Genomic DNA, 25,674 nt, shown 5'->3' on the forward strand with positions numbered 1-25,674 from the left:
GATATGTATTTGTTAGTACGTAAAGAAAATAAAGTCACCTAGTTTTGGTGACTTTATTTTTTATTTCATGAGCTTACTTAAATTAACTATGCAAACAAATATTTTGCATGGAAGTTGAGGTGCTCTTCAATAAAGCTTGAGATGAAGTAATAGCTATGGTCATAGCCTGGTTGCATTCTCAAGGTTAGGTTTGAATCGTGTATTTTTGCCGCAGCAATCAGCGCTTCCGGTCTAAGCTGCTCATTTAAGAAGCCATCAGCATCACCTTGATCAACCAAAATTGGTAATGGTGATTGTTGTTGTTTTAGAAGTTCACTTGCATCGTATTGCTTCCAGCTTTCAAGCTCCTTGCCTAAGTAAGCAGTAAAGGCTTTTTGTCCCCAAGGGCATTGCATTGGGTTACTGATTGGACTGAACGCTGAAATAGAACGGTACTGTTCTGAATTTTTCAGACCAATGGTGAGCGCTCCGTGGCCGCCCATACTGTGACCGGAAATTGACTTCACGTCAGAGACTGGGAAGTTACTTTCGATGATCGCAGGCAACTCCTCAGTCACATAGTCGTACATACAGTAATGCAGTGACCAAGGTGCTTGCGTCGCATTAAGGTAAAAGCCAGCTCCTTTTCCTAGGTCATAGCTTTCGTCGTCAGCGATACCTTCGCCTCTCGGACTTGTGTCTGGTGCAATGATCGCAATGCCAAGCTCGGCCGCCATACGAAATGCGCCCGCTTTCTGCATAAAGTTCTCATCGGTACACGTTAAACCAGAGAGCCAGTATAGCGCGGGTACGGGATTTGATTTCGTTGCGTTAGGTGGCAAGAATATCGCGAAGCGCATGGTGCAGTTTAGGGCATTGGATTCGTGTGTATATTGCTTGTGCCAACCGCCAAACACTTTGGCTTGGCTTACATTTTCAATGGTCATGAATAAACTCTCTAATTAGCAGAAGGAATTCAGGCTCCCCAAAAGGAGAGCCTGAGGCAGCATTATTGATCCATATGGATAACTGTTCGGATGCTCTTACCTTCATGCATCAGATCAAACGCTTTGTTGACGTCTGCTAATCCCATTGTGTGGGTAATGAACTCCTGTAAGCCGAATTCACCAGCCATGTAACGGTTTACGATTTCTGGAAGCTCAGAGCGACCTTTAACGCCACCGAAAGCGCTGCCACGCCATACACGACCAGTTACCAGTTGGAATGGACGAGTTGAGATCTCTTGACCTGCACCAGCAACACCAATGATGACTGACTCACCCCAACCTTTGTGACAGCACTCAAGTGCTTGGCGCATCACGTTTACGTTACCGATACATTCGAATGAGTAGTCAACACCACCGTCTGTCATTTCAACAATCACTTCTTGAATTGGCTTGTCGAATTTTTGTGGGTTGATTACGTCAGTTGCACCAAGTTGTTTCGCTAGGTCGAATTTGCTTTCGTTGATGTCTACACCGATGATGCGGCTGGCACCAGCCATGCGAGCACCGATGATTGCAGAAAGACCGATACCGCCGAGACCAAAGATTGCCACTGTGTCGCCTTTTTCAACTTTAGCTGTGTTTAATACCGCACCCATACCAGTGGTTACGCCACAACCTAGAAGACAAACTTCTTCAAGTGGTGCTTCTTTGTTTACTTTCGCTAGTGAGATTTCTGGAAGAACCGTGTACTCAGAGAAAGTAGAACAACCCATGTAGTGGAAGATAGTTTCGCCGTTGATAGAGAATCGGCTTGTGCCATCTGGCATTAGGCCTTTACCTTGCGTTTCACGAACGGCCTGACATAGGTTCGTTTTGCCAGATTTACAGAACTTACACTCACCACATTCAGCAGTGTAAAGTGGGATAACGTGGTCGCCAACTTCAACGCTTGTTACGCCTTCGCCAACCATTTCAACGATACCGCCACCTTCGTGACCAAGGATTGAAGGGAAGATACCTTCTGGATCGTCACCTGATAGTGTGAATGCGTCAGTGTGACAAACACCAGTTGCTACGATGCGTACTAGCACTTCGCCGGCTTTTGGAAGTTGTACATCAACTTCTTCCATTTTAAGCGGCTCACCTGCAGCCCAAGCGACCATTGCTTTTGATTTTATGTGAGTTTGACCAGGTTTGATTTCAAGCGACATTGGATGTTTCCTTTATATTTTCAGTATATGGAGTGACGTAATAAGCGTAGTTAAGGTTTGCTTACCGCGCTTCGTCGTTTTGTTGGTGCTCATTTTAGGTGTTTCAGTAAAAATGATAATCCGTCCATTTTGAAAATGATTTTTACATATGCGTAATAATGATAAGGTGAGCGTGTAAAAAGAGTGCGATGCCTCCTTAAAGCGGAAGGGAAATGGAAAAGGTGATTGACCTGAAGTTAGATAGAGGGGCTAAAGTAGAAAACTGTCAAACCATCAGCTAAGTAAGAGTGATTATGAATAAGACGGATCTGAGTGCCTATTTAACCAAGCTAGGCTTGCCTAGTGAATTGCCCGCCGATTTGGAGTCATTGCACAGAATTCACGTGGCGCAGCATCGTTGCCTGCCGTTTGAGAATTTTGACATCGCATTGCAGCGAGGCGTCTCTGTTGAGATTGAAGATATTATTCAAAAAACCGTGTACCACTCTCGCGGTGGTTACTGCTTTGAATTAAATGGTTTAATGCTTGATGTGCTCAACACTCTTGGGTTTGAAGCGCGAAGTTTGCTAGGGCGTGTACATGTGTCTGGTACACCAACAGGTCGTAGTCATCAAATCACGTTAGTGACGTTAGAGGAACAAACATGGATTGTCGATGTGGGTTTTGGCTCCAATACCCCTCGAGCGCCATTGCCATTTATCCTTGACCAAGTGATTCAGACGGATTTACAAACCTTCCGTTTTGTCAAAGATGCTCAGTTTGGTTATTTCCTCCAAGTGCTTTCAACCGATGGAACGGACACGTGGAACAATCTATACAGCTTTGACCTAGAGTTTGTGTTTGCTGGTGACATTGCATGTAGCAACTTCTTTACCTCGACTTCGCCTAATTCACGTTTTACTAGCGCAAGAGTCGCTGCTAGAGCGACAGAAAGTGGGTTGGTGACGCTGCTTAACTACACACTCAGATGCACCAATCATGAAGCGCTAACAGAAATAGAGCTAGAGCCAGGTCAAACCTACCTGGATGCGTTGAAAGAATATTTTGGCATTGAGCTTGATGCGCAATACGACGATCTTCGTCCGTTACCTGACGCGTAAAGTTTTCCAGTTTTCAAAGCGTAGCGCGACGAGAACAATGTAATCACTATTTGTCTAGAAGAGGTCGACAGGAATACAGCATGGCGAATTGGGAAGGAGTCAGCGAGTTTGTTGCCGTAGCGGAAACTAACAGCTTTACAGCTGCCGCGGCTAAACTGAAAACGTCAGTGGCACAAATCAGTCGCCGCGTATCGGCACTTGAAGAGCGTCTTGCGGTTAAGTTACTGCATCGCACGACGCGAAAAGTTTCTCTGTCTGAAGCTGGACAGCTTTATTATCAGCAGTGCAAACACTTGGTCGAAGGGCTAGAACTAGCTGAGCTTGCTGTAACGCAAATGCAAACCGAACCGCGAGGTTTGCTGCGTGTGACAGCGCCTGTGACCTATGGGGAAATGAACCTCGCACCGCTCTTGCATCAGTTTTTGGAGAAGTACCCGCGTGTGGATCTCGATTTAGTTCTGACCAATCAAAAACTGGATTTGATAGAGCAAGGGGTAGACGTGGCGATTCGTCTTGGCCGCCTGCAAGATTCCAGCATGATCGCAAAGCGTCTTTCGTCGCGTCAAAATTACGTGTGTGCTAGCCCTATGTATTTGGAGCGATTTGGCGAGCCTCACACATTATCCGAACTGGCTCGACATCAGTGCCTAGTTGGTTCGGTCGATTATTGGCATTTTAAGGAAAATAAACGCGATAAGTCTTTGCGCGTATCGGGGAGAATTAAATGCAATAGTGGTTTTGCGCTAATGGGCGCCGCCAAACGTGGTTTGGGTTTAGTGCAGTTGCCGGACTATTACGTTCAAGAAGCTCTAGATAACGGTGAGCTAGTCGAGGTGCTGACCGATTACCGAGACGACCGTGAAGGCATTTGGGCACTGTATCCACAAAGCCGAAATTTATCGCCCAAAGTGAGGTTGTTGATCGACTTTTTAGCGCAGGAACTAGCGGATTAGAGTTTTCATGAACTTTAATACAACTGAAGTTGCTAAAACGCCCGGTGATGCCGGGCGTTTTTATTAGGATGAGAGCTGGAATCGAAAAGACATGAATCACTATTGGTTGGATTCCGCGTCTTCACGTTTAATCACTTTGTGCCCATCTTCAGACACGCCTTGCTTCCAATAGCTGCTGATGTAGATATTCTCGCGATCGACTTCTTTTTCGTTGCGGAAATATTGGCGCAGCGCACGCATTGAATCGAACTCACACGCACACCATACCGAAGCGTTACCATCTAACCACTCGAGTTCGCGAACGCTATCAGCCAAGGTTTGCTGTTCGGTTAGCCAAATCAACTCCATATCGGCTGGCGTGTTTAGGGGTTGAATGTCGGCTGGAGACATCACGCTGATCACAGCGTAGCCTTTGGCCTCTTCTGGCAGCGTACGAATTTTCGCAGAAAGTGCTGGAAGTGCTGTCATATCGGCAGCCATGAAGAACCATTCCGCCTCAGTATTTAAGTTGGAGATGCTACCCGGCCCCACGATGCTGATCGTGTCGCCTTTTTGCGCGGCCATTGCCCAACGTGCTGCAAATCCGCATTGCAGATCTTGCGTTACGTGTCGGACGAAATCCACTTCGATTGAGCTGGTTTCTGGATGAAAGCGTCGAATTGTGTAGGTGCGCATGATTGGTCGGTCGTCTTCTGACAGGATGCTCAGATCCGCGCCGCCCATATCATTAAACAGTAATTTGATGTAACTGCCTTCGCAGTCACGAGGAAAATGGCTCAGCGCCTCACCTTGCAAGGTAATGCGCTGCATGTTTGGAGTGATGGTTTCTGTGTCTGTGACAACAAGCGTTTTAGGTTGAGGCTTCTTTTTCATTGTTACTTTACTCGATAATTATTCTCTTTCTCATTTAAAGATTATCAAGTTCCCTAACAAGAGGGTAGCGTCTTTAAACAAATTTACACTGTGAATTAACGCCAAAGCCTCAAGAAAAATATTACCTCTATCCTTCCTCTAACCACGTAAAGTGAGTCGTTTTTTAACCATAAATGGACTTATATCATTGGAATCGTAGACAAAAGCAACAGAGCGGCCATGCTGTAGTTGAACCCCTTAACGCGTTTATCGGTGGTCAACCAACGCTGCAATTGCATGCCTGCCGCCGTCCAAAATGTTACCGATGGCAAGTTGGCTAAACAGAAGATACCGGCGATAAAAGTCAGTTCGAGCCATGCACCGCCACTGCTGTATACCGTAATGGCCGTCAACGCCATCGACCAACCTTTTGGGTTCACCCATTGGAATGTGACAGCCCCTAAAAAAGACATCGGGCGAAAATCATGTTTTGCTTCGGTTTTGTCGCTGGTGGCGATTTTGTACGTCAAGTACAGCAAATAACTCAAGCTCAATACTTTTAAAATCGAGTGGGTGAGCGGGTAAGCGTGGAACAGGCCCATCAAGCCAATACCCACCAAAATTAGCATGGCACCAAAGCCGAAGGTAATGCCTAACATGTGTGGGATAGTGCGTTTAAAGCCGACATTTGCCCCTGAGGTCATCAACATAATGTTATTGGGACCCGGCGTAAAAGTGGAGACAAAAGCGAACAACGCCAAAGCGCCCAGTTGATGATATTCCATAGATTGTTCCTTGAATCAGTTCTCGATAAGTTGAGAGCAACTATAAGTAGAACTGAGGTCAATATTGTGCTTTTATTTGATGATTAGAAACTAAATAAGCAATGAAACATCATGATGGATAGATTTGACGAAAGAATATTGCAAGTGCTCAAACGAGACGGAAGAATCTCCAATGTGGAGCTGTCGGAACGCGTTGGTTTATCTCCGTCTGCAACCTTACGCCGAGTGCAAGATTTAGAGCGTAAAGGCGTTATCAAAGGCTACCGAGCAGTACTGGATAATCAGCAACTTGGCGTGGGTTTTGTCGCTTATGTGTCGATTGGTTTGGCCTCGCACTCTAAGCAGGCACAGCTGGGTTTCGAAGAGCATGTGCGTTTTGTAAACGAGGTGGTGGAATGTCACAACATTACGGGATCTAACGAATATCTCATACGCGTAGAGACGCAAAATCTCGCCGCTTATAAAGCGTTCCATGCTGATGTGTTGGGTGAGTGCGAACACGTCAAGTCGATCACAACCATGGTGGTGATGGACACACCAAAAGACGAGCGATAGCCAAACGAGAGTGACAGTTTTTGTGGCACATGAATTTGAAGTGACTCGAAAGAGTCAGTCGAGTATGAGAATGGTTCACAACAAATGCTGGAAAGCAGATGGCACTCTTACAATTTCCATATTTATTCTCACCTTCTAAATAATCCCATCCTGCTAGTTTTGCTTAAACCGCTTGTGTTTCAGAGCGGCGAGTCAGCAAAATTAAGGATGAACGATGAAATCACATGTAACACTTCCTCTTTTGAGCTTAAGCGCTGTTGCCGCATTGAGCTCATTTAACGTCAACGCCCACGGCTGGGTAGAATTTCCAAGCGCTCGTCAGAATACGTGTTATTTAGACGGTGGTTTTTGGACCAACGAGATCCCTAACCAAGCGTGTAAAGCGGCTTTTGAAGAATCTGGCGCGTATCCGTTTGTGCAACGCAGCGAAATCGCGGCGAACGTACCAAATTACCGAGATATGGAGCATGTGAAAGCCGTGGTTCGCGACGGTGAACTATGTTCTGCTGGCGATACAGCTAAGAAAGGCTTGAACATTCCTTCTCCAAACTGGCAGCGCACCAATGTTACGCCAGATGCAAACAACCAGATTGAATTGGTGTTTTACGGCAAAGCGCCGCACAACCCATCGTACTGGGAATTCTATCTCACCAAGCCAACTTATGATGATTCAAAGCCTCTTACTTGGAGTGATTTAGAGCTGATCGACACCGCAGGTGATGTGTATGTTGATGCGGAAAAACGCTACCGTATTCAGGTGACTTTCCCTGCTGATCGTTCCGGCGATGCGGTGCTCTATACTCGTTGGCAGCGCATTGATGTCGCTGGGGAAGGTTTCTACAACTGTAGTGACATTACGTTAAACGGAACGAGCACGACGCCACCGACTGACCCTGTTGATCCAACCGAACCGGGCAACAATCTGACATCTCTAGGCTACTTTGTTCAGCAAGGTTTTGGGCCAGTAGAAGCGGGTGACACCATTCGTTTCCGTACGTTTAATGCGACGGGGAATGAAATTGTCGATATTTCACTACCAATCAGTGCAAACAATACGGCGACTTGGGCGGCAGAAATTGCGGATCAATTTAATGCGCAGCAAACGGGTGATTGGTACGTGGGCATTTGGCATCAAGAGATGAACCACTACATGTTCGATAGTAACAACGTGAATGCAAACCAAGTATTAGCGCCAAGCGCAGACTTCAGTTACGCGTTGTCACTGATCAAAGCGGATGTCACGCGACCAGTTGAACCAACCAACTTGTGGGACAAGACAGCCGTTTACAACCAAGGTGATGTGGTGACACACAATGGTAAAGAATGGACTGCCCAATGGTGGACGTCTGGTGAGGAACCAGGCACAACGGGTCAGTGGGGTGTATGGCGTTAAGCCATTTATTCGGGCCCTGAACAATAAAACCCTTCTCACATGAGAAGGGTTTGTTTTTTTCAGTCTAAAACGACCACTTTGGTTGAGTGGCTGTCTTGAAAATCAGAGCACATATCGTTATTCGCTTGCTCTCCACTCGCTCCAGTTGAGCATCGCGTAGTCTGCCAGTTTGAGCATCGGAATGTCTTCGTGCGTATCACCGTAGGCATAAACAGACGCAAATTCGTCGAGCGAAAACGTGGCCCTAACGCGCGAGACTTTTTTTTCTAAACTACAATCACCTTGCTGGTAAAAGCCACTCAGTTTTGGCTGTTCTGAGATCAGTTCACTGCACAGCAAGTGGTAACCGTTCGCCTCACACCAAGGCTTGAGATACGCATTGAGTGATGCCGACACCACCACAATGGTATCGCCTCTGTGTTGATGCCAAGCCAGCCTTTCCATCGCTTCTGGCCGTAAGTACAGCGGGATCACTTCATGGGCAAACTGAGTGCCAATCGCTTCAATTTTCTGCGTTTCTTTCCCTGAAAATGCAATAAAACTGCTGAGAGGACGCATAACACGAGCGGGTAACACTCCGAGTTTGTACAGCGCATAAAATGGCATGATAGCGACCTTTCCTACTCGTTTGCGCAGGCCATAAGCAGAATAGTGGAGGAAAAGGCTAAACATATCCTCTCGGGTGATGGTGCCATCAAAATCAAACAGTGCCAGTGACGGCTTAGTAGTATCGAGCAAACTCGCGCCTATTTTTTGGTTTAAGATCGTTTTGTGTTTATTGATAAAACACCGCCAACCAGATGGTTTCTTGCGTTGGGTCAGTCCAGCTCACTTTGTGTTTGGTATGAGCTGGAATCGTAACGTGATCGCCTGCCTCAAGTCGTTGCACTACATCTGATTCAAAAGTCAGCTCTCCAGCTCCTTTAAGAACCAAGACCCATTCATGTTCTTCTTGATCGTACCAGCCACTTTCGGGCGAGGTTTGCCCCGTAGAGACAATGCGTTCTATACGCAGGTTTTTGTGGGTCAGCAGGTCTTCGAACACTTCCTCGTCGAGGTTATTCGGTAAGTCTTTAAAAAGATTCATGGCCTTTCCTTAGAGAATGATCAGTCCAAAAGGCGCAAGTAATTGCTCTTGTTGCCAATCACAAATCTTAACACCAAACAGAGAAACGCGGCGCACATCCAGCCCGTCTAGTTCGACATGAGTCAGATCACATTGCTCAACGTTAAAGGTTCCCCATTGTTCTGGCGAGAATTCGCAGCGAGATAAATCCGAGCCTTTGAGAGTTGCCCCTGCGAGGTTCGCACCGTTCCAACGGTTTTCAAAGAGGTCACATTTTTCTAGTAACACTCGTTCGAAGTTACAGTAGGTGAGGTTGCAGCCAGTAATAAAAGCAGAACAGAAAAACATGGTGTTACTGACGCGATTAGCAAAGTTCGCACCTTGGAAGTTTGCCCCTTTGAGATCGCACTTACGCAGCTCCAAGCCCATACAATTTGCGCCGTTAAACAGGCTCATCGCCAACATACAGTTCGTGAAGCTGGCATCTTTTAAGTTCGCGAAACGAAAACTACACCCTTCTAGCGCTTTGGATTCGATAAAGCGACAGTCGATGAACTTAGCATCGCGCAGATCGGCATGGTCGAAACTGCACATATAAAAGTGGCAGTTTTTAAAGGTGGCATTCTGAAAATCGTGATGAGAAAAGTTTTCTCGTTCAAAAATGAGATCGGTTTTTAACATGTCTTCTCCTTAGCTGCGAGCAGACTAGCACTCCAAGTGACTGATTTTCCATAAAAATAACTTCTTGTATTTCAGTGCTTTACAAACCCCTCAAATCGCGATTTTAAGGGGGCAAACGAGCGTTTTAAGTGGGTTGTTTTTTGAAAATAGAAGACGTAGAGGACGAAAAAAGTTTTTGCTGGCTACGAGCCTTAACGAGAGGATTCGCATTTATGGGTATGCATGGCAACTCACACGCACAGTTTGCATTACAGAATTGTATCCTATTTGCATAATTTGTTGATCAATATGGCGTTTCTCCATACAAAAAACCTATATTTTTCACAAATTGATTTCCATCAAAATAGTAGGGTTTCTATGTGCTAGATTGCGCACAGCTCAAAAAGATATAGATACCCGTGTGCTTCAAGGCGCTGAGTTTACTTGAAATCTCAGATCAGTTAGTAGGCACCCCTTTGGGTACGACATAACGAAGCCCTACGAAAGGAAATAAAAATGAAAAAAACAATCTGCAGTCTAGCAGTGGTTGCTGCACTCGTGTCACCAAGTGTTTTCGCTCATAAACAAGGTGACTTCGTTCTTCGTGTTGGTGCGGCGTCTGTCGTTCCAAACGACAGCAGCGATAAGATTCTTGGTTCTCAAGAAGAATTGAAAGTGGATTCAAATACGCAGCTTGGTTTGACGTTTGGCTACATGTTTACAGACAACATCAGTTTAGAGCTTCTAGCAGCAACACCATTCAGCCACGATATTTCAACAGACTTGTTAGGTCTTGGTGATATCGCGGACACCAAACACCTTCCACCAACGCTTATGGTGCAGTACTACTTTGGCGAGCCACAAAGTAAGTTCCGTCCATACGTGGGTGCAGGTCTCAACTACACCATGTTCTTTGATGAGGGCTTCAATAGTACGGGTAAAGGCGCTGGTCTTTCAGATCTTAAGTTGGATGACTCATTCGGTCTAGCAGCGAATATTGGTGTGGACTACATGATCAACGATCAATGGTTCTTCAACGCTGCTGCGTGGTACGCAAACATTGAAACAGAAGCAACTTACAAAGCAGGTGGAGTGAAGCAAAAAACCGACGTCAAAATTAACCCTTGGGTATTTATGATCAGCGGCGGTTACAAGTTCTAAGAAAAACCAGTAGTTACACGCACATTACTATTATTGGCATGACTTTGGGGGCGGTTACGGGGACTGCCCCTCTTTTTTATCCTCGTTTTGATTGCACATCATTTACTCCACTTAGCAACATGCAAAATTGGATCTTTACCTTGCAGATCATTTTATTGTCGGAAGATCGAAAAGTCCTACACTGATCACATAATTGAACAAGTGGACAATATAAATGAGCGACGACATCGCAAAGCATTCCTCCTCCAGATCTAAGCTGGTAAAAACTCTTTTCTTTACTCTCTGTGTTATCGCATTTGGTGCGATGTATTGGTCTTGGCAGTATTCAGACAGTCACCCAAGCACGGAAGATGCCTACGTTAGGGCAAAAATTTTGTCGGTAGCGCCTCAGGTAAAAGGCCAAGTGGTTTCTGTGAATGTTAAAGATTTCCAATCTGTTAACAAAGGTGACCTACTGCTGAAGATAGATTCACGCCCATATTTGTTGGCAGTGAAGCAAGCAAAAGCGGCATACCAATTGGCGGTCCAGCAACATGACGTTGCCGATAAGCAGGTAACTGAAGCTGTTGCGGGCTTAGATGCGGCGCGCTCTAACCTGACAGAAGCGCAAGTGGAGTACAAACGTACGGATTCCCTAGTGAAACGCAAACTGGTGTCGGACCAAGATTTAGATACGGCAAAAAACAAACTAGCCAATGCCCAAGCGAGCCTGGAGCAAGCGCGCGCGACGGTAGAAAAAGCCATTGCGAACCGTGGTGAAGAAGGCGCAGAGGCTGCGGTTGTTCAACAAGCGGCAGCACAGTTAGCGCAAGCAGAGCTGAACTTGAGCTACACCGACATTACGTCACCAGTGGATGGCATTGCCGGTGAGATCAATACGCACGTAGGCTCGGTTGTTAGCGTGGGTCAAACGCTGTTCCCTGTGATTTTAAAAGACAGCTATTGGGTACGCGCGAACTTTAAAGAAACCGATCTTACTCACATCAAACCTGGTATGCATGCGGATGTGGTGATTGATATGTACCCAGACGTGGTGTGGAAAGCAACGGTAGAGCAGCTGTCGCCTGCGAGTGGTACATCGTTCTCCTTGATGCCACCAGAAAACGCAACGGGTAACTGGGTTAAAATCAAACAGCGTTTCCCTGTACGTTTGGCATTAGAAGTACCGGCCGATGCGCCGCAACTTCGCGTGGGTGCGAGCTCAGAAGTCACCATTGATTTGCAAAGTAGCGTGCAATGAGCCATCAAATTACGGCAGACAAACGGGGGATTGCCACCGTCGCCGTGATGCTTTCTGCCATCATGGTGTTAATCGATATGACCGTTGCGAACGTGTCGCTATCGCACATGATGGGCGCGTTGGGCGCAACGGCAGACCAAATTACGTGGGTGTTGACGGGTTACAGCATGGCGGAAGCGATCTTCATTCCGATGACCAGTTTCTGGGTGTCGCGTTTTGGTGAACGCAAAGTCATGTTGGTTGCTGTGATCGGTTTTGTGATTGCCAGTGCGCTTTGTGGGCAAGCACAGTCTCTTGAAGAGATGGTGCTATTTCGCATTATCCAAGGCGCTTTCGGCGCGTCGGTGATTCCATTGGCGCAGTCGACGTTAGTGCAGATTTATCCGTATGAGCAAAAAGGCAAAGCGATGGCGATTTTCTCCATCGGCATTTTGCTTGGTCCTATTTTGGGCCCAGTTGTGGGTGGTGTGATCACCGACAACATTAACTGGCGCTGGATTTTTTACATCAACTTGCCATTCGGTTTGATCTGTACCTCTTTGATTTATCGCTATATCCATATCGACAACAAATCCAAACCTAACTTTGACTGGTGGATCATCGGTTACATGGCGTTAGGTGTGGGCGCGTTGCAGTTTGTGTTGGATAAAGGGAATGAAGACGACTGGCTCGACTCACGTATGATTCAGACGGCGATATTGCTCGCAGTCATGGGATTGGTGATGTGGATATATCGCAGTTGGAAAACCAAAAGTCCAATAGCGCCATTGTGGCTACTGAAAGACCGAAACCTTATGGTCTCGTCATTGATGATTGCCGTGGTGTCGATGGCGATGTTTGGTCTGACGACTCAACAACCAATGCTGTTGGAAAGCTTGCTGGATTATCCGGTCTCAACCACTGGTTTATTAATGGCACCGCGTGGGTTGGCGTCAGCGGCGATGTTGATTTTGGTGATTAAGCTCAATCCGCAATTCGATCCCAGAATCAAAATAGTCTTTGGCTTGAGCTGCATCGGGATTGGTAGCTATTTGATGACGCAGTACTCACTGCAGATCGATACATTTTGGATTGTGATGCCGAGTATGATTCAGGGGATGGGGCTTGGTTTAACCTTCTCGACGCTATCCACCTTGGCGTATTTAACGATTCCGAAAGAGCAATCTGTTGCGGCGGCGAGTATTTACAATCTGTTCCGTACCATTGGTAGTTCGTTTGGTATCTCTATCGCAACCACGTTCCAATATCGTGATAGTCAGCAGCAATGGCATGCGCTGGGAGAGGGTATTAATCCTTATAATCCTAACTTGCATGACTGGGCGGCCAATCAGGGGCTTTCTATTACCGACCCGGTTGCGTTAGACCAATACCAACAGATGTTGCAGCAGCAATCGCAAATGGTCGCCTTTGTGCACACCTTCCAGCTTGTGGGAGTGATGTTCGTGATCATGATGCCGATGCTGGTTTTCATTCGGTCGCGTGAATAACATGAAGTTCCGGTGAATAGTGTAAGAGAACGCCTCTCAAGTTGTGTCAGCTTGAGAGGCGTTTTTTATTGGACGGTGTCAGTGAAAGAAGGACGTTTACTCAAACGTCACTTCGTCAAAATGCGGATTGGCTTTGAGCGCGCGCATTGCGACTAATTGTTCAGTCGGGAAGGCGGTGTGCTCTCCATCCATATCTAAAAACAAACACTCTTGTCGCTGCATGTCGTAGCCTGTGTCGAACGCGTTGCCCTGATGAGTTTCACCATTTTTTAGTGTGATCTCGATAGGGAGCTTAAACATACAGGCGATTTCAATAAAATCGTATTGGCTGCAAGTCACCATAGTTTTCTCCTTTCAAACCGACGCAGTATTCAGAAGGTTTGAGAACCGTATCCTTAAATAGAAGACGTTTGATTGAAACTGAATCTTCATCTTACACCTCATTTTGGTCACGAAATAGACATACACGCACGTTTTAATAAACTTACTGTTGAGCGTTCACAAGCGAGACAAAACTACGATATGTCTGAGACGATACTTAAGCGCACATACCTAACGAGTGAACAAAAGACACAAAAGCCACAAAAGCCAAGTTCACTGATTTCCCCTCAAACCTACCATGCGCAGTTGGCGCACCGTGTTCACCACTCGCCTCAATTTGAAAACGGCCGCGTTAAAAACGAGATGCCAAATGTCCCTAGCCCGCAATCATTCTGGCAGGTGTGTTGGAGCTATCTTGGTGGTAGAACGCCATTGAGTCCTAACGAACATCTGCCACATTTCCCAATTCAACCTACGCAGTTTGCGCAGCGAAGTGAATCGATGCGCGTTACTTGGCTGGGCCATTCCACCATGCTGGTGGAGGTCGATGGCATTCGAATTCTGACCGATCCGGTATTTGATTACGCTTCTCCGTTCATCGCAAAAGCGTGGTTTGAACGCAATGTTCCCAATACCCATGCCAGAGATTGTTTGCCGATTCCTGAAATTATCGTGATTTCGCACGATCATTACGACCATTTAGAAGCATCGACCATACGTTTCTACGCTGATAAATCCGTGACGTTTTATGTGCCCTTAGGGGTTGGCAAGCATCTGATAAAGTGGGGCGTTTGCGCAGACAACATCGTGGAATTCGATTGGTGGGATAGCGTGCACTATGCCGGAATCGAACTGATTTGTACGCCCGCTAATCATAATTCTGGTCGTACTTATTTCGATAAAAACTCGACCTTGTGGGCTTCTTGGGTCATCAAAGGTAAAGAAGAGACGCTCTATTTTAGTGGCGATTCAGCTTACGATTCGCACTTTTCCGAGATCGCAAAGCGATGTGGGCCAATCGACATTGCTTGTTTGGAAGTGGCTGCCGATGTGAAAGGCCAAGGTTATCCGGTCGAAAACTGGGGGCACATGCAGGCTCACCATACCGTGCAAGCGTTTCACGATTTAAATGCGAAAAAACTGTTGCCCGTGCATTGGGCTACATACGAGCTATTTACTCACCGTTGGGACGAACCGATTTTAGATTTGCTTACCCATTGTCAAAAAGAACATATAACGCTGCTGACGCCAATGCCGGGGGAGAGTTTTTACGTTCATCAAGAACATATAAATAAACAATGGTGGCGAGAAAAAGAAATAGGTGAACCAGCTAGAATTTTGACTTAATAATATGATCTTACTTCAATAATTATTTTAGAAATTAACCTTGTTATTTTCAGAATATAACAAGGTTTTTTACTCGCTTACTCATCAATCACTTGAGGCTTTAACTCGACTACATTTCCTTCCGGATCATGAATATAGAGTGAGCGACCGAATCCTTGTGCGCCGTAGCGTTTCGCAAACTCTTCGGTTTCAATGCCGTTCGAACGCAGATATTCCAGTAATTCATCCTCGGAAAAAGGCGCCAATTGCAGGCAAAAATGGTCAATATTACGACCATTTTGAACTGGTGGCTTACCGCCGAGTTGGCCCAATTCGCTGTCTACCGTCACTACATCAATCAATGCGTTACCTGCCCTAAGTTGAGTTAAACCAAGTTCCGTTACTTCGCGTTCGACAGGGCAGCCCAAAATGTCTCGATAGAAATGCAACATAGCATCGAGGTTACAGGTCCTTAATACAACATGATCAAGCGCTTTGATGGCGATTGGATTTTTGGTGGGCATGCTTCACTCCTTTTTGCATTGTGTTGAGGTAAGTATAAAGTGACCTTAAAAGTGGTGAGATAAATGATCAAATTCCAGATGTTTTTTTGCTAGAGCGAGTGCAGAAACACTGCAACTCAAAGCAAACAAAAAAGGCTAGCGTATTGCTAGCCTTTTGGAATATGGATGGGGCTATTACTCGTAATCAGAAGCGTAAGTTTCTTCGTATGAGTGTGAGTAAAGCTCGAATAGGTTGCCGAATGGGTCTTCTAGGTAAACCATTTTCGCAGGCTTATTATCGTCTTCTGGGTGGTAACGCATGATGTCCATGCGCACTTTGCCACCTAGTGCTTCGGTGCGTTTGATAGCACCTTCAAAATCGTCTGTCTGCAAACAGAAATGGAAGATACCGATGCGAGAAAAATCCACTTCATGGCGCTCTTGACGCTCTTTCATTTCGAATAATTCAAGGCCGATGCCATCACTTGTCACAAGGTGCGCAATGTTGAAGCCTTTAAAGCCTTCCCCAAAGACCGCAATACACATTCTGCCAATTGCCGTTTCGCGTTCTTCAATCACTTTCGTGTTGCCCATAACGACTTTTAAACCTAGCGCTTGCGTGTAAAACTCAACCGCTTTGTCCATATCTCCGACCATAATACCGACATGATTCATTTTCATTTGTTTGCTCCCAACATGTGTGTTTGAACGTTGTCTTGTTTCGATGTGGGAGAGTATATGGTGTGATGTTGATTACATGAAATTATCATAAATTATAAAAATGATAATTTTATTTAATGGTGTGCATGTTGGGATTGATTTAGTGAGCTAAGGCCTCAACAGCTTGCCTCACCGAGGTGAAATGAATCTTGATAATGCACCGTTGCGCGAGGCTGAATTCATGCGATTGGATTAATGACGTAACCTCTTCTACGGACAGCGTTCGTTCTTTTGGATGTAAAAGAGTGGCGTTCGAACCATTATTTTCCAATTCGAATGTGTTTCCATTTGAGTCGATAACGTAATCATCTTGCCCAAAAATGAGGGCTTCGCATTCAGAGTCTAAGTCGGACTGGGAATGCGTGTAGATCAGCTCATCGTCGCCGTCTAGTTTTAGCAAGCATGGCCAACATACTGCGTGGTCTCTCATGGTTAACTCATTATTCATTGTTATTTAGAAACTTGACCCAGGTTGTTGCAAAAACGCTAACTCTTCGGGAGTGCTCTTTCTTCCCAGTATCGCATTGCGATGAGGATAGCGCCCAAACTGGTCGATGATGGCTTTGTGTTTTAGCTCAAAATCGTAGTTATTTTCAAGCCCTGATGCGCGAAACAATTTTTCAGCTTGGACATGAATGAGGCGAGATTCGCTGTGCATAAACGGCATGTACAAAAAGCTTAGCTGCTCGGGCGCTAATTCTTTGTCGTGACCTAACCGAATAGCCTCTTGAGCCAATGCTAATGCGAGTGGGTCTTGTGCAAACGCTTTTGGGGTGTTGCGATACACATTACGTGAAAACTGGTCGAGGACGATGATTTCGGCCAATCGTCCTTGTGCGCTGTCACGCCAATTAAACAGTTCACAACGAGCGGCTTGTTCTAATACCGAGGCAAATCGCGATGCAATACGCTTGTCCAGTTCTGGGTTGTTTTCAAACCAATTTTGGGGCGATAGCTCCTCGAACCAAAATTTGATGACTTCTTGGTACATGGATCTTCCTTCCTATTGCATTAGCTAAAGAATAAAAAGCCAGAAGGCAAGCTCCTGGCTTTCTGCGTGTTATCGACCGTAAGTCTCTACGATGTAACGTTCAAAATCGTCACACATTTGTTCGTCAGAGATGGTGTTGCTTGCCAGCTCTTTACTGCCGTCGACGACTTTAATCGCGGCGTTCAGTGAAGCGACTGATGCTCGCTCTCGCGTCGCAAGTGAGTCGATTTTCTTCTGCTGCACTTCCCATGCCTGTTCTGGCGACAGGTTACACACGTCTGCAAGGTATTTGGCATTGAAGCCTTCGCCAGTCAGGCTGACAATGGTTTCGTTGTGCGACAAGTGATTGCCTGCGTGCCAGTAGTGTTTTGCCAGCAGTGGGCCAATTTCTGGGTTATCCGTTAGGTAACCAAACTTCTCAAGGAAGTATGCACGGGTCTGGTACACCGCCATGTGCGCGAGTAGGTAACCTTGATACGCACACGCCGCTTCGTCGGATAGCAAATGTGGAATCGCCATCAGTGGGCGAGGGCTGCATTCCAAACCAAGGATCTGTTTTTCACAATCGCGAGCCAGCTTAGTGATGCGTTCTGGCGTTAACTCGTCATCGCTCAGTTGATATAACGCGCGTTCAAAGTACGGCACAACCAAGATGCTACGTTCTTCATAAGCTTTGAATGGCTGACGACTGTTGATCATCGCTTGAATGATCTCATCAGGAACCGGATTCCCTTCATCATCCAGTGCGTATTGTTTTAGCCAATCGGCATCGGTTAACAGGCTGTCACAGAACATCGACTGAGTTTCTGCATAAGCCATTGACGTCGGCGCAAACTCCTGCGAGAAACAAGGTGCGTTCATTTTTACGTTCGCAAAGTGTGCTGCGTGGCCACCTTCGTGGAACAGCGTGTTAATGCCATCGTAGCCGCTGCCCACTTGGTCTGGTTTGGCATTACTGGTGAAGTTCACCTGCGCTGCGACCCATTCGCCTTGATTATAGAAAGAAGGGATAGGGCCGTGGCAGAACCCATTCGGGTACTTACCTTTGCGATCTAGTAAATCCAGCGTTAGCGTCGCGCCAGAGTAATCAATATTTAGGCGACCAAATGATTCTACCCAGCGTCTCAGAGATTTTGAGAACGGCACGTATGGGTCAAGGTCACGCATAACGTTACCCGCGAATGAGTAAACAAAGTTGTAGCCTGCTAGTGCGCTTGCGCCTTTCTCTTTCGCCAAGTTTTCTAAGCTGTTTAGATGCGCATCTCGCGTGCGTTGTTCGAAATCTTCCAAAATTTCGAATAGCTGCTCAGTGCTCATCTTTTCCGTTTTTTGCACGGAGTAATCAAAGAAAGTCGCATAACCCAGTGAGCGAGCGAACTGGTTGCGCAGTTTGATCAGTTCAATAAAGCCGTTTTGCAGTAGCCATTGTTCAAGGTTCAGCAACGCTTGATGAGCCGATTGGCGAACTTCTTCATGATTGCTGGTGCGAATGGTTGAGCTTAATACTGGAAGTGAACCTTCTACTTGCTCGCCGTTCTCATCGGTAAATGTTTGTACGTGGTTCTGTTTTTTCTCGAAGAGCTCAGCTTCAAAGGCAATGAGCTGATTTTTCAACGCTTGTGCTTTTTCGCCCTCGATAGCGTGAGATTCAAACATCGCCAGCCAACCAGATAGACCCGTAATGGTTTGTTGTTTCTCTTGTGGGTCGGTAATTGAGTCCGCGGCTTCAAGCTGTTGTTTGATGGCAGTAATTTGCTCGGCGTTGCTTAAAAAGCTTGTCCATGCCGTTTGTGCTTGCGTCGAGCCATCATGGTCATCGCTGATCCCCATGTAAGTTTCCCAAAAGAAATCTTCTTTGGTGCGGTGAATCGCAAGGTAACGTTGATTGAGGTCGTTGAGGTAATCCGTTGCGGTCATTTTGATCCTTCAAATGGTTTCGTTATGTAGACAGTTGATTATTGCACGCTTGGTCGCGAGAAAGGAACGCTAATCTCATTTGTCGATTTTGCATCGCGTAAAGGTGATTTTACTATTTGTTTACATTTGGGTGAGTTAATAGGAGTTATGAGCTTGCAGTGTTAAGACTGGTATGGAGTTTACAGTTTATTAAGTAATTAATCTGCGGTGCGCTATCGATGATCCTTATCAGGTGTAATAAGATTTCCATATCGTGGCGATACAGTTGGAAACGATATGATAAATAAGACAAAAGTTACGTTATTGGCGGTAGGTACGATTTTAGTTGGATGTTCCACAGTCGCGCCACCAAGAAATGATGCGGTTGAAAGCATTCAACAAAAGTGTTCTGTGATTTTAAGCAATGATGTTGCTGGCGACCAGCGCTGGCAGACGTACAACGGCTTGCTTGTAGAATATGCCGTGCATGGCGTTAAGAGTCAGACACAACTGGAACGTTTTGAAGCGTTTGTGCAGAGAGTGCAAGATGATGAGTCTGGACAGTTAGTTACTGAGTTGATTGAGGTCACCGACTGGGGATGCTCAAACGGCAATTATCTTGAAGAGATGAGCTTGTTTATTCAAGAAGTTCAAAAGTAAAAAACCGAGCGTTAAGTCGCTCGGTTTTTCTGTTTGTGGAACGCTTTTGTGCGCTGGCTCGTCAGGACGTTTACTCCTCTGGATACTCGCCCATACCTTGCGTTTTACCTTCCGCTTTCCAATGCTCTCCAGGAGCAAATGCTTCATCGCATAAATCTACGGTGTAGCCCATTTCTGTGATTTCCTTCAAAGTGAGGTTATCAGCAATATTTGCAACTTCCCCCGATTTATTCCGTAACTCCATGTTGATCTCTCCTCTGTAGGTAGACGAGTGGCATCAATGCACAGTGAAGAATGCATTGGTAACCTTTGTTCTAAGTATATAACCCTCTGCTAAAAATGAAGGTTTAATACTCTTTTTAAGTGTGGTTAATTGGATAATGCTTTGAGCTGCTTCCGTTATTTAGAACCGCAGCATCGCGATAGTTTGCCATTTGTGATTTATTGAGTGATTAAACGGTCAATTTGGAAACTCGAAATGGTGATTCTCGACCACGCTTTAGCACAACAAATTGTTGATCGAACCATGTCCATCATTGGTCACAATGTGAATGTGATGAACTCGGCAGGCATCATCATTGGCAGTGGCGACCCTAAACGTGTTGGGCAAGTGCATGATGGCGCGGTACTGGCGCTGAATCATGGCGATTCGCTAGAGCTTAATGAGCAGCAATGTTTGACGTTGCAGGGTGTCAAACCCGGTATCAATATGTTGTTGAAATTACATGGCGACGTGGTCGGTATTGTTGGCGTCACAGGCGAGCCGGAGAAAATCCGAGATTTTGCAAAACTGGTTAAAATGACCGCTGAACTGACAATCGAGCAAGCCGCGCTGGTGGAAAAATTTCAGTGGGACAGACGTCATCGCGAAGAGTTTATTCTGGCTTGGATCAATGGGAAATTGACCGATGAAGAGCTGAAAGATTGGGCGATGCGTCTTTCTATCGATGTTACTCAACCACGGGTGGCAACGGTGATTGAAGTCTCGACGCCGTCCGCCTCGAAAAGCATGAAGAGTGTGCGCAATATTGTTGATCTGCTTGAATACCCAGAGCGTAACAACCTAGTTGCGATTGTCTCAGTGAATGAAATTGTGGTGTTGAAACCGTGTCATTCCGCCAAGCAGTGGGATAGCCAAGTTGAAAGTGAGCGCATTGATAAGTTGATGTCGCGTTTAAGCGATCACGATTCGCATACGTTTCACATTGCGCTAGGGCAGCTGTTTAATGAGCCTAAAGATGTCGCGTTGTCATACCAAAGTGCGAAGCAGGTATTAGCTATTGGCAAGCAGTTCTACCCAGAGAAACGTAAGTACCTGTTCGATGAACTTCGTTTGCCTGTTTTGTTAGCGCCGTTGGCGGATATTTGGCAAGGTGAACAAATTATTGATGGTGTGAAACGGTTGAAAGAGAAAGACAAATCTGGGCAATTATTGAAAACCCTAGATGCACTGTTTGAATGCAATGGCAATGTAACAGAATGCTCTAAAATGCTGTTTATTCACCGGAACACTCTGCGCTATCGGTTAGAGAAAATCACCGAGATAACAGGGCTACCAACTACCAATTTTGTGGGGTTAGCGGAGCTTTATATTGCGACTCGGCTCTCAAAAATGTCGTGATATTGTGCATCTGCACAATACGCGTCATTTTTTGACCACATCATTTGTCACTCCGCCTAAAGGAATTCTAAAGCAAACGATTAATAATTCATGCGTCCCTACATGTTGAGTGAGCCAACACGGACTCGCTCAGCAAAATAAGAATAAATGGAGTTATCATGAACCTTATATTAATCCTGCTCGGGGTGATCGCATTTATTGTGCTCACGACCACCAAATTCAAATTACATCCCTTTTTAGCGCTGATCATCGCGGCGTTCCTTGCGGCATTTGCTTACGGCTTACCGGCAGATAGCATTGCCAAAACCATTGCTTCTGGCTTTGGCGGCATCCTTGGTTACATTGGTTTGGTTATCGTTTTAGGTACCATCATTGGTGTTATTTTGGAAAAAAGTGGTGCGGCGATCACCATGGCCGATACGGTCATCAAAGTGTTGGGTGAGCGTTTCCCAACATTGACCATGAGCATCATCGGTTACATCGTTTCTGTTCCAGTGTTTTGTGATTCAGGCTTTGTCATTCTGAACTCGCTCAAAGAATCACTCGCTAAGCGTTTAAAAACCTCAAGCGTTGCGATGAGTGTGGCGTTGGCAACTGGCCTATACGCAACGCACACGTTTGTGCCGCCAACTCCTGGCCCGATTGCCGCTGCGGGTAACTTAGGCCTGGAATCTAACCTTGGTTTAGTGATTGGTGTGGGTGTGTTTGTTGCAGCGGTTGCGGCGCTAGCGGGTATGTTGTGGGCGAACCGATTCCAACATGTTGAACCAGATGGCATTGAAGCCGCAGAGGAAATTCAGCATGATTGGCAAGCACTCAAAGCGTCTTACGGCAAATTGCCAACGGCGAGCCAAGCATTCGCTCCTATTTTTGTTCCAATCTTATTGATCTGTTTTGGCTCTATCGCGAAATTCCCAAGCCTACCGCTGGGCGAAGGTTTTGTGTTTGATGTTCTGACTTTCTTAGGACAGCCACTAACGGCATTGGTGATTGGCCTGTTCCTTTCTGTTCGCCTACTCAAGTCAGACAACAAGATTGAAGAATTTGGCGAGCGAATCAGCCAAGGTATTACGGCTGCTGCGCCTATTCTTTTGATTACCGGTGCGGGTGGTGCATTTGGCGCGGTATTAAAAGCAACGCCGCTAGGTGAATACTTAGGTACGACGCTATCGGCGCTGGGCGTGGGTATTTTCATGCCATTTATCGTTGCGGCTGCGCTAAAGTCGGCGCAAGGTTCATCAACGGTTGCATTGGTGACCACATCGGCTTTGGTTGCGCCTATGCTCACGCAATTGGGGCTCGATTCAGAAATGGGCCGCGTATTAACGGTGATGGCGATCGGTGCAGGTGCGATGACGGTTTCTCATGCAAACGACAGTTTCTTCTGGGTAGTTTCGCAGTTTAGTCGCATGTCGGTGGGCCTAGCGTACCGCGCGCAAACCATGGCTACGCTCGTTCAAGGTGTCACGGCAATGGCATTAGTGTACATTTTGAGCCTCGTTCTCTTATAAGTCTCTGGAAATACGTATGAAAGTGGTAATTGCACCTGATTCATTTAAAGAAAGCTTAACCGCCAAAGAAGTGAGCGAGGCGATCAAAACGGGTCTTGCTCGCGTATGGCATGATGCCGAGTTTGTTACGGTTCCGGTCGCAGACGGTGGCGAAGGCACGGTTCAATCTTTGATAGATGCAACTCAAGGCGAACAAGTCTTCACAACGGTGACCGCGCCATTAGGGAATGATGTTGAAGCGTTTTATGGCATCCTCGGCGACGGCGAAACCGCGGTTATTGAAATGGCGGAGGCCAGTGGTCTGCACCTTGTGCCGAGTGATGCTCGCGACCCAAAACTGACCAGTAGCATTGGTACTGGACAGCTGATCAAACACGCGCTAGATAGAGGTATTCAACGCTTAATCATTGGTTTGGGCGGCAGCGCTACCAATGATGGTGGCGTGGGCATGTTGACCGCGTTGGGGGTGGCGTTTCTTGATGAATCTGGTCATGCAATTACCCCAAATGGAGGCGGGTTAGCGGCGCTTGCGTCCATCGATATTTCTGGTCTTGACCCTCGCTTAGCAACTTGCGAAGTGTTGGTAGCGTGCGATGTTGATAACCCACTCTGTGGTGACAAAGGCGCGTCGGCTATCTTTGGCCCTCAAAAGGGAGCGACCGTATCAGACGTCACTCTGCTCGATAGCGCATTGCGCAAGTTTGGCGAGTTGACGGAACAAGCTACGGGTAAGCATGTACTGACTCGTGAAGGGGCGGGTGCTGCTGGTGGTATGGGCGCGGCCTTGCTCGGGTACACGCCAGCACGTTTGCAACCAGGAATTGAGATTGTGCTTGAAACGGTCAAACTTGCTCAGCATGTTGAGGATGCGGATATCGTATTTACAGGCGAGGGTCGAATCGATCATCAAACCGCACATGGCAAAACGCCGATGGGCGTTGCTCAGGTGGCTAAGCAGTGTAATTTACCAGTCATTGCATTAGCAGGCTGTGTGGGCGACAACTATCAGGCGGTTTATGAGTGCGGCATTGATGCGGTGTTTGCTTGTGTACCAAGGGCGATGAGCTTACCTGAGGCCATGAAAGAGGCCGACGTCAACGTTGCTAATTTAGCCGAAAACGTCGCGAGAATGTGGCAAATTAAGTCGCACTGAAGGCGATGACGATATGAAAAACTCCACCTTTGCGTGGAGTTTTTTGTTGTTACCTGTTTGCGTGTGTCGGCATAAGTTCATTTAGTAAGAGCGAGTTAACAGGCATGCTTTGCTATCAATTTTGCCAGTGTTTGCATCGCGTGACTCCAATCGGTTTCATGACCAAAGTTTGCCACGCTGAGGCGTACGCAATGCCGATATTGCCCTTGAGTGCCAAATACGGTGCCGGGAAGTAGGCTGATTCTGTGCTTATTGCATGCTTGATACAACGCATAGCTGTCCGTGTCTTCGGGCAGTCGCAACCAAAGCAAGAACGAACCTTGCACGGCGTTGATCTGGTATCGATTTTTTAGAGGTTCGTATTCATCCAAGTATTGATGAAGCATCTGGATAAATCGGCGCATGTTGTTTTGATAAACCCGACCCATTCGCGCAGTATGCGTTCGATACTTGCCTGACGTTAGAAACGTTGCCACGGCGGATTGCATCAGGTTCAAACTGCCCATGTTCTCACACAGTAGATATTGCTCAATTTGATCTCGATATCGCCCCGCCAACATCCAACCAATTCTCAAACGCGAATCGAGCGTTTTGGATAACGAATTCACGTAAATTACGCGTTGCTTGTCATCGAGCAATCTCAAGCTTGGTAACGGCTTGTCATAGCTTAACCCGCCAAACACATCGTCTTCGATAATAGGAATATTGCCAGATGCCAAGAGCAATCGCTGGCGCTTTTCTAGCGGCATCATGGCACCAGTTGGATTGGTGAAGTTTGGCGTTACGATGATCGCTTTTATGTCCCATGTCGCCATTGCTTTTGCTAAGGCTTCGGGGTACATGCCGTCGCGCGGGCAACTCGGAATTTCCACCGCTTTGAGGCCGAGTGATTCGAGCATCAATAAGTTGCCAAAATAGCAAGGGGACTCCACCGCGACGATATCGCCTTTTTGTGTCGTTGCGCGCAGCGCTAGGCTAATGGCTTGTTGCGCGCCGTGCGTCACCATGATCTCATCCAACTTGGCTGGCGTGCCCAAATCTTGTGTGATTTTCGCCAGTTGTTTGATTAAGAGGTGATCACCGGGGGGTAATTGGTAATGGCTCGGTACATGCGTTTGCTGGCGGCTGTGGCGGCCGATCTCGGCGTACAAGCTTTTGATCGCGGGGGAGTCAATGTTTGGGTGGGCAGAACCGGTAGGCAAACGCTCTTGGTATTCAGGATAAGTAAGGATTTCTTTGCAGATCGAGAGCAAATCCACGCGAGTCGGATCCGGAATTGAGCGAGAGGTCGGCAAGGCGACTTTAACTCGATAACCCGATTTGGGTACCGAGTAAACCAAGTTTTGTGCTTCCAGCTCTTGATACGCACGAATCACTGTATTTTTACTGACGTTTAATTCTTGGCTCAACGAGCGAATGGAGGGCAGTCGATCATCCGCCTGATAAACGCCACCATTGATGGCTTGTTTGAGGTGTTTTTCCACCACGAGGTACTTATTCCCTTCACCGCTTCCCAATAAATCTGTACCCATAAAAACACTTCCATCTGTCACTTTTTGAAAACACTGTACCTAATTACATTA

The 25,674-nt window shown here is 46.6% G+C and carries 27 protein-coding genes; 12 read left to right on the plus strand and 15 right to left on the minus strand.

Annotation, left to right across the window (positions count from 1 at the left end; translation table 11 throughout):
* Positions 1-86 precede the first annotated feature (86 nt).
* Both fghA and R8O11_RS03955 read right to left on the minus strand, forming a co-directional pair.
* Entirely contained in the window at positions 87-926 is an 840-nt protein-coding gene (gene fghA / locus R8O11_RS03950; RefSeq protein ID WP_005374382.1) for an S-formylglutathione hydrolase, read from the minus strand.
* Positions 927-988: 62 nt separating this feature from the next.
* Entirely contained in the window at positions 989-2,137 is a 1,149-nt protein-coding gene (locus R8O11_RS03955) for an S-(hydroxymethyl)glutathione dehydrogenase/class III alcohol dehydrogenase (RefSeq protein ID WP_017633834.1), read from the minus strand.
* A 293-nt stretch (positions 2,138-2,430) separates the two neighbouring features.
* On the opposite strand from R8O11_RS03955, the gene R8O11_RS03960 reads away from it, so the two are divergent.
* Together R8O11_RS03960 and R8O11_RS03965 are read left to right on the plus strand one after the other, a co-directional pair.
* Positions 2,431-3,237, plus strand: a complete 807-nt coding sequence (locus R8O11_RS03960) for an arylamine N-acetyltransferase family protein (RefSeq protein ID WP_054576499.1) — start codon at positions 2,431-2,433, stop codon at positions 3,235-3,237.
* Positions 3,238-3,317: 80 nt separating this feature from the next.
* The gene (locus R8O11_RS03965; RefSeq protein WP_017633836.1) at positions 3,318-4,190 is read left to right on the plus strand and encodes a LysR family transcriptional regulator; all 873 of its coding nucleotides are present in this window, start codon (positions 3,318-3,320) and stop codon (positions 4,188-4,190) included.
* Between the two features lie 99 nt (positions 4,191-4,289).
* Here R8O11_RS03965 and R8O11_RS03970 read toward each other — a convergent pair whose 3' ends face one another.
* Positions 4,290-5,063, minus strand: a complete 774-nt coding sequence (locus tag R8O11_RS03970; protein WP_318193934.1) for a siderophore-interacting protein — start codon at positions 5,061-5,063, stop codon at positions 4,290-4,292.
* Positions 5,064-5,242: 179 nt separating this feature from the next.
* Positions 5,243-5,827, minus strand: coding sequence for a LysE family translocator (locus tag R8O11_RS03975; RefSeq protein WP_154204124.1), 585 nt, complete (start codon positions 5,825-5,827; stop codon positions 5,243-5,245).
* 114 nt (positions 5,828-5,941) lie between these two features.
* Here R8O11_RS03975 and R8O11_RS03980 point away from each other — a divergent pair, with 114 nt between their 5' ends.
* Together R8O11_RS03980 and R8O11_RS03985 are read left to right on the plus strand one after the other, a co-directional pair.
* The gene (locus R8O11_RS03980; RefSeq protein WP_031780811.1) at positions 5,942-6,382 is read left to right on the plus strand and encodes an Lrp/AsnC family transcriptional regulator; all 441 of its coding nucleotides are present in this window, start codon (positions 5,942-5,944) and stop codon (positions 6,380-6,382) included.
* Positions 6,383-6,596: 214 nt separating this feature from the next.
* On the plus strand, positions 6,597-7,775 hold the full coding sequence (locus tag R8O11_RS03985) for a lytic polysaccharide monooxygenase (protein WP_318193935.1): 1,179 nt from the start codon (positions 6,597-6,599) through the stop codon (positions 7,773-7,775).
* Positions 7,776-7,892: 117 nt separating this feature from the next.
* On the opposite strand, the gene R8O11_RS03990 is transcribed toward R8O11_RS03985, so the two are convergent.
* From R8O11_RS03990 to R8O11_RS04000, 3 genes are read right to left on the minus strand one after another with little or no spacing between them, the layout of a single operon-like run.
* Complete coding sequence (locus R8O11_RS03990; RefSeq protein WP_213867373.1) at positions 7,893-8,513, minus strand: HAD-IB family hydrolase; 621 nt, start codon at positions 8,511-8,513, stop codon at positions 7,893-7,895.
* Between the two features lie 37 nt (positions 8,514-8,550).
* Entirely contained in the window at positions 8,551-8,862 is a 312-nt protein-coding gene (locus R8O11_RS03995; RefSeq protein ID WP_047725283.1) for a cupin domain-containing protein, read from the minus strand.
* 9 nt (positions 8,863-8,871) lie between these two features.
* Entirely contained in the window at positions 8,872-9,522 is a 651-nt protein-coding gene (locus R8O11_RS04000; protein WP_005460782.1) for a Qnr family pentapeptide repeat protein, read from the minus strand.
* A gap of 495 nt (positions 9,523-10,017) precedes the next feature.
* On the opposite strand from R8O11_RS04000, the gene ompW reads away from it, so the two are divergent.
* The 3 genes from ompW to R8O11_RS04015 all read left to right on the plus strand — a co-directional run bounded on the left by ompW (position 10,018) and on the right by R8O11_RS04015 (position 13,389).
* Positions 10,018-10,662, plus strand: a complete 645-nt coding sequence (gene ompW / locus R8O11_RS04005) for an outer membrane protein OmpW (protein ID WP_158155629.1) — start codon at positions 10,018-10,020, stop codon at positions 10,660-10,662.
* Positions 10,663-10,876: 214 nt separating this feature from the next.
* On the plus strand, positions 10,877-11,902 hold the full coding sequence (locus R8O11_RS04010) for an HlyD family secretion protein (RefSeq protein WP_318193936.1): 1,026 nt from the start codon (positions 10,877-10,879) through the stop codon (positions 11,900-11,902).
* Positions 11,899-13,389 carry an MDR family MFS transporter gene (locus R8O11_RS04015; protein WP_005383288.1) on the plus strand — a complete coding sequence of 497 codons (1,491 nt, stop codon included), beginning with the start codon at positions 11,899-11,901 and terminating at the stop codon, positions 13,387-13,389. The genes R8O11_RS04010 and R8O11_RS04015 overlap by 4 nt, the downstream gene beginning before the upstream one ends.
* Positions 13,390-13,485: 96 nt before the next feature.
* Here the strand turns inward: R8O11_RS04015 and R8O11_RS04020 are convergent, their stop codons facing one another.
* On the minus strand, positions 13,486-13,731 hold the full coding sequence (locus tag R8O11_RS04020; protein ID WP_005460845.1) for a Rho-binding antiterminator: 246 nt from the start codon (positions 13,729-13,731) through the stop codon (positions 13,486-13,488).
* A gap of 180 nt (positions 13,732-13,911) precedes the next feature.
* Between R8O11_RS04020 and R8O11_RS04025 the strand changes: the two genes are divergently transcribed.
* The gene (locus R8O11_RS04025; protein WP_318193943.1) at positions 13,912-15,057 is read left to right on the plus strand and encodes an MBL fold metallo-hydrolase; all 1,146 of its coding nucleotides are present in this window, start codon (positions 13,912-13,914) and stop codon (positions 15,055-15,057) included.
* Positions 15,058-15,134: 77 nt separating this feature from the next.
* On the opposite strand, the gene R8O11_RS04030 is transcribed toward R8O11_RS04025, so the two are convergent.
* The 5 genes from R8O11_RS04030 to R8O11_RS04050 form a co-directional block, all read right to left on the minus strand.
* Positions 15,135-15,560 carry a VOC family protein gene (locus R8O11_RS04030; protein WP_017821017.1) on the minus strand — a complete coding sequence of 142 codons (426 nt, stop codon included), beginning with the start codon at positions 15,558-15,560 and terminating at the stop codon, positions 15,135-15,137.
* Positions 15,561-15,734: 174 nt separating this feature from the next.
* A complete protein-coding gene (locus R8O11_RS04035; RefSeq protein ID WP_025768760.1) occupies positions 15,735-16,220 on the minus strand; it encodes a VOC family protein in 486 nt (161 codons plus the stop codon).
* Between the two features lie 139 nt (positions 16,221-16,359).
* Positions 16,360-16,689, minus strand: coding sequence for a DUF4144 domain-containing protein (locus R8O11_RS04040; RefSeq protein WP_053350102.1), 330 nt, complete (start codon positions 16,687-16,689; stop codon positions 16,360-16,362).
* Positions 16,690-16,713: 24 nt separating this feature from the next.
* Positions 16,714-17,250: a DUF924 family protein gene (locus R8O11_RS04045; protein WP_064369523.1), complete on the minus strand. Its 537-nt coding sequence runs from the start codon at positions 17,248-17,250 to the stop codon at positions 16,714-16,716.
* A gap of 69 nt (positions 17,251-17,319) precedes the next feature.
* The gene (locus tag R8O11_RS04050) at positions 17,320-19,167 is read right to left on the minus strand and encodes a M3 family metallopeptidase (protein WP_258494031.1); all 1,848 of its coding nucleotides are present in this window, start codon (positions 19,165-19,167) and stop codon (positions 17,320-17,322) included.
* A gap of 276 nt (positions 19,168-19,443) precedes the next feature.
* Here R8O11_RS04050 and R8O11_RS04055 point away from each other — a divergent pair, with 276 nt between their 5' ends.
* Positions 19,444-19,806: a hypothetical protein gene (locus tag R8O11_RS04055; protein WP_025768763.1), complete on the plus strand. Its 363-nt coding sequence runs from the start codon at positions 19,444-19,446 to the stop codon at positions 19,804-19,806.
* A 70-nt stretch (positions 19,807-19,876) separates the two neighbouring features.
* Here the strand turns inward: R8O11_RS04055 and R8O11_RS04060 are convergent, their stop codons facing one another.
* Complete coding sequence (locus R8O11_RS04060) at positions 19,877-20,050, minus strand: hypothetical protein (protein WP_005374332.1); 174 nt, start codon at positions 20,048-20,050, stop codon at positions 19,877-19,879.
* A gap of 234 nt (positions 20,051-20,284) precedes the next feature.
* On the opposite strand from R8O11_RS04060, the gene R8O11_RS04065 reads away from it, so the two are divergent.
* The 3 genes from R8O11_RS04065 (at position 20,285) to R8O11_RS04075 (ending at position 24,091) form a co-directional block, all read left to right on the plus strand.
* Positions 20,285-21,427 carry a sugar diacid recognition domain-containing protein gene (locus R8O11_RS04065; protein ID WP_182038599.1) on the plus strand — a complete coding sequence of 381 codons (1,143 nt, stop codon included), beginning with the start codon at positions 20,285-20,287 and terminating at the stop codon, positions 21,425-21,427.
* Positions 21,428-21,585: 158 nt separating this feature from the next.
* Positions 21,586-22,938, plus strand: a complete 1,353-nt coding sequence (locus R8O11_RS04070) for a GntP family permease (RefSeq protein WP_021452774.1) — start codon at positions 21,586-21,588, stop codon at positions 22,936-22,938.
* Between the two features lie 16 nt (positions 22,939-22,954).
* Complete coding sequence (locus R8O11_RS04075) at positions 22,955-24,091, plus strand: glycerate kinase (RefSeq protein WP_053308051.1); 1,137 nt, start codon at positions 22,955-22,957, stop codon at positions 24,089-24,091.
* Between the two features lie 95 nt (positions 24,092-24,186).
* Here R8O11_RS04075 and R8O11_RS04080 read toward each other — a convergent pair whose 3' ends face one another.
* A complete protein-coding gene (locus R8O11_RS04080; protein ID WP_182038601.1) occupies positions 24,187-25,623 on the minus strand; it encodes a PLP-dependent aminotransferase family protein in 1,437 nt (478 codons plus the stop codon).
* Between the last annotated feature and the right edge of the window lie 51 nt (positions 25,624-25,674).

This window comes from Vibrio sp. 1288, from assembly GCF_033344475.1.

Coding starts and splice junctions, on each gene's coding strand:
- fghA (WP_005374382.1), bottom strand. CDS start 926: ATGACCATTGAAAATGTAAGCCAAGCCAAAGTGTTTGGCGGTTGGCAC.
- R8O11_RS03955 (WP_017633834.1), bottom strand. CDS start 2,137: ATGTCGCTTGAAATCAAACCTGGTCAAACTCACATAAAATCAAAAGCA.
- R8O11_RS03960 (WP_054576499.1), top strand. CDS start 2,431: ATGAATAAGACGGATCTGAGTGCCTATTTAACCAAGCTAGGCTTGCCT.
- R8O11_RS03965 (WP_017633836.1), top strand. CDS start 3,318: ATGGCGAATTGGGAAGGAGTCAGCGAGTTTGTTGCCGTAGCGGAAACT.
- R8O11_RS03970 (WP_318193934.1), bottom strand. CDS start 5,063: ATGAAAAAGAAGCCTCAACCTAAAACGCTTGTTGTCACAGACACAGAA.
- R8O11_RS03975 (WP_154204124.1), bottom strand. CDS start 5,827: ATGGAATATCATCAACTGGGCGCTTTGGCGTTGTTCGCTTTTGTCTCC.
- R8O11_RS03980 (WP_031780811.1), top strand. CDS start 5,942: ATGGATAGATTTGACGAAAGAATATTGCAAGTGCTCAAACGAGACGGA.
- R8O11_RS03985 (WP_318193935.1), top strand. CDS start 6,597: ATGAAATCACATGTAACACTTCCTCTTTTGAGCTTAAGCGCTGTTGCC.
- R8O11_RS03995 (WP_047725283.1), bottom strand. CDS start 8,862: ATGAATCTTTTTAAAGACTTACCGAATAACCTCGACGAGGAAGTGTTC.
- R8O11_RS04000 (WP_005460782.1), bottom strand. CDS start 9,522: ATGTTAAAAACCGATCTCATTTTTGAACGAGAAAACTTTTCTCATCAC.
- ompW (WP_158155629.1), top strand. CDS start 10,018: ATGAAAAAAACAATCTGCAGTCTAGCAGTGGTTGCTGCACTCGTGTCA.
- R8O11_RS04010 (WP_318193936.1), top strand. CDS start 10,877: ATGAGCGACGACATCGCAAAGCATTCCTCCTCCAGATCTAAGCTGGTA.
- R8O11_RS04015 (WP_005383288.1), top strand. CDS start 11,899: ATGAGCCATCAAATTACGGCAGACAAACGGGGGATTGCCACCGTCGCC.
- R8O11_RS04020 (WP_005460845.1), bottom strand. CDS start 13,731: ATGGTGACTTGCAGCCAATACGATTTTATTGAAATCGCCTGTATGTTT.
- R8O11_RS04025 (WP_318193943.1), top strand. CDS start 13,912: ATGTCTGAGACGATACTTAAGCGCACATACCTAACGAGTGAACAAAAG.
- R8O11_RS04030 (WP_017821017.1), bottom strand. CDS start 15,560: ATGCCCACCAAAAATCCAATCGCCATCAAAGCGCTTGATCATGTTGTA.
- R8O11_RS04035 (WP_025768760.1), bottom strand. CDS start 16,220: ATGAAAATGAATCATGTCGGTATTATGGTCGGAGATATGGACAAAGCG.
- R8O11_RS04040 (WP_053350102.1), bottom strand. CDS start 16,689: ATGAGAGACCACGCAGTATGTTGGCCATGCTTGCTAAAACTAGACGGC.
- R8O11_RS04045 (WP_064369523.1), bottom strand. CDS start 17,250: ATGTACCAAGAAGTCATCAAATTTTGGTTCGAGGAGCTATCGCCCCAA.
- R8O11_RS04050 (WP_258494031.1), bottom strand. CDS start 19,167: ATGACCGCAACGGATTACCTCAACGACCTCAATCAACGTTACCTTGCG.
- R8O11_RS04055 (WP_025768763.1), top strand. CDS start 19,444: ATGATAAATAAGACAAAAGTTACGTTATTGGCGGTAGGTACGATTTTA.
- R8O11_RS04060 (WP_005374332.1), bottom strand. CDS start 20,050: ATGGAGTTACGGAATAAATCGGGGGAAGTTGCAAATATTGCTGATAAC.
- R8O11_RS04065 (WP_182038599.1), top strand. CDS start 20,285: ATGGTGATTCTCGACCACGCTTTAGCACAACAAATTGTTGATCGAACC.
- R8O11_RS04070 (WP_021452774.1), top strand. CDS start 21,586: ATGAACCTTATATTAATCCTGCTCGGGGTGATCGCATTTATTGTGCTC.
- R8O11_RS04075 (WP_053308051.1), top strand. CDS start 22,955: ATGAAAGTGGTAATTGCACCTGATTCATTTAAAGAAAGCTTAACCGCC.
- R8O11_RS04080 (WP_182038601.1), bottom strand. CDS start 25,623: ATGGGTACAGATTTATTGGGAAGCGGTGAAGGGAATAAGTACCTCGTG.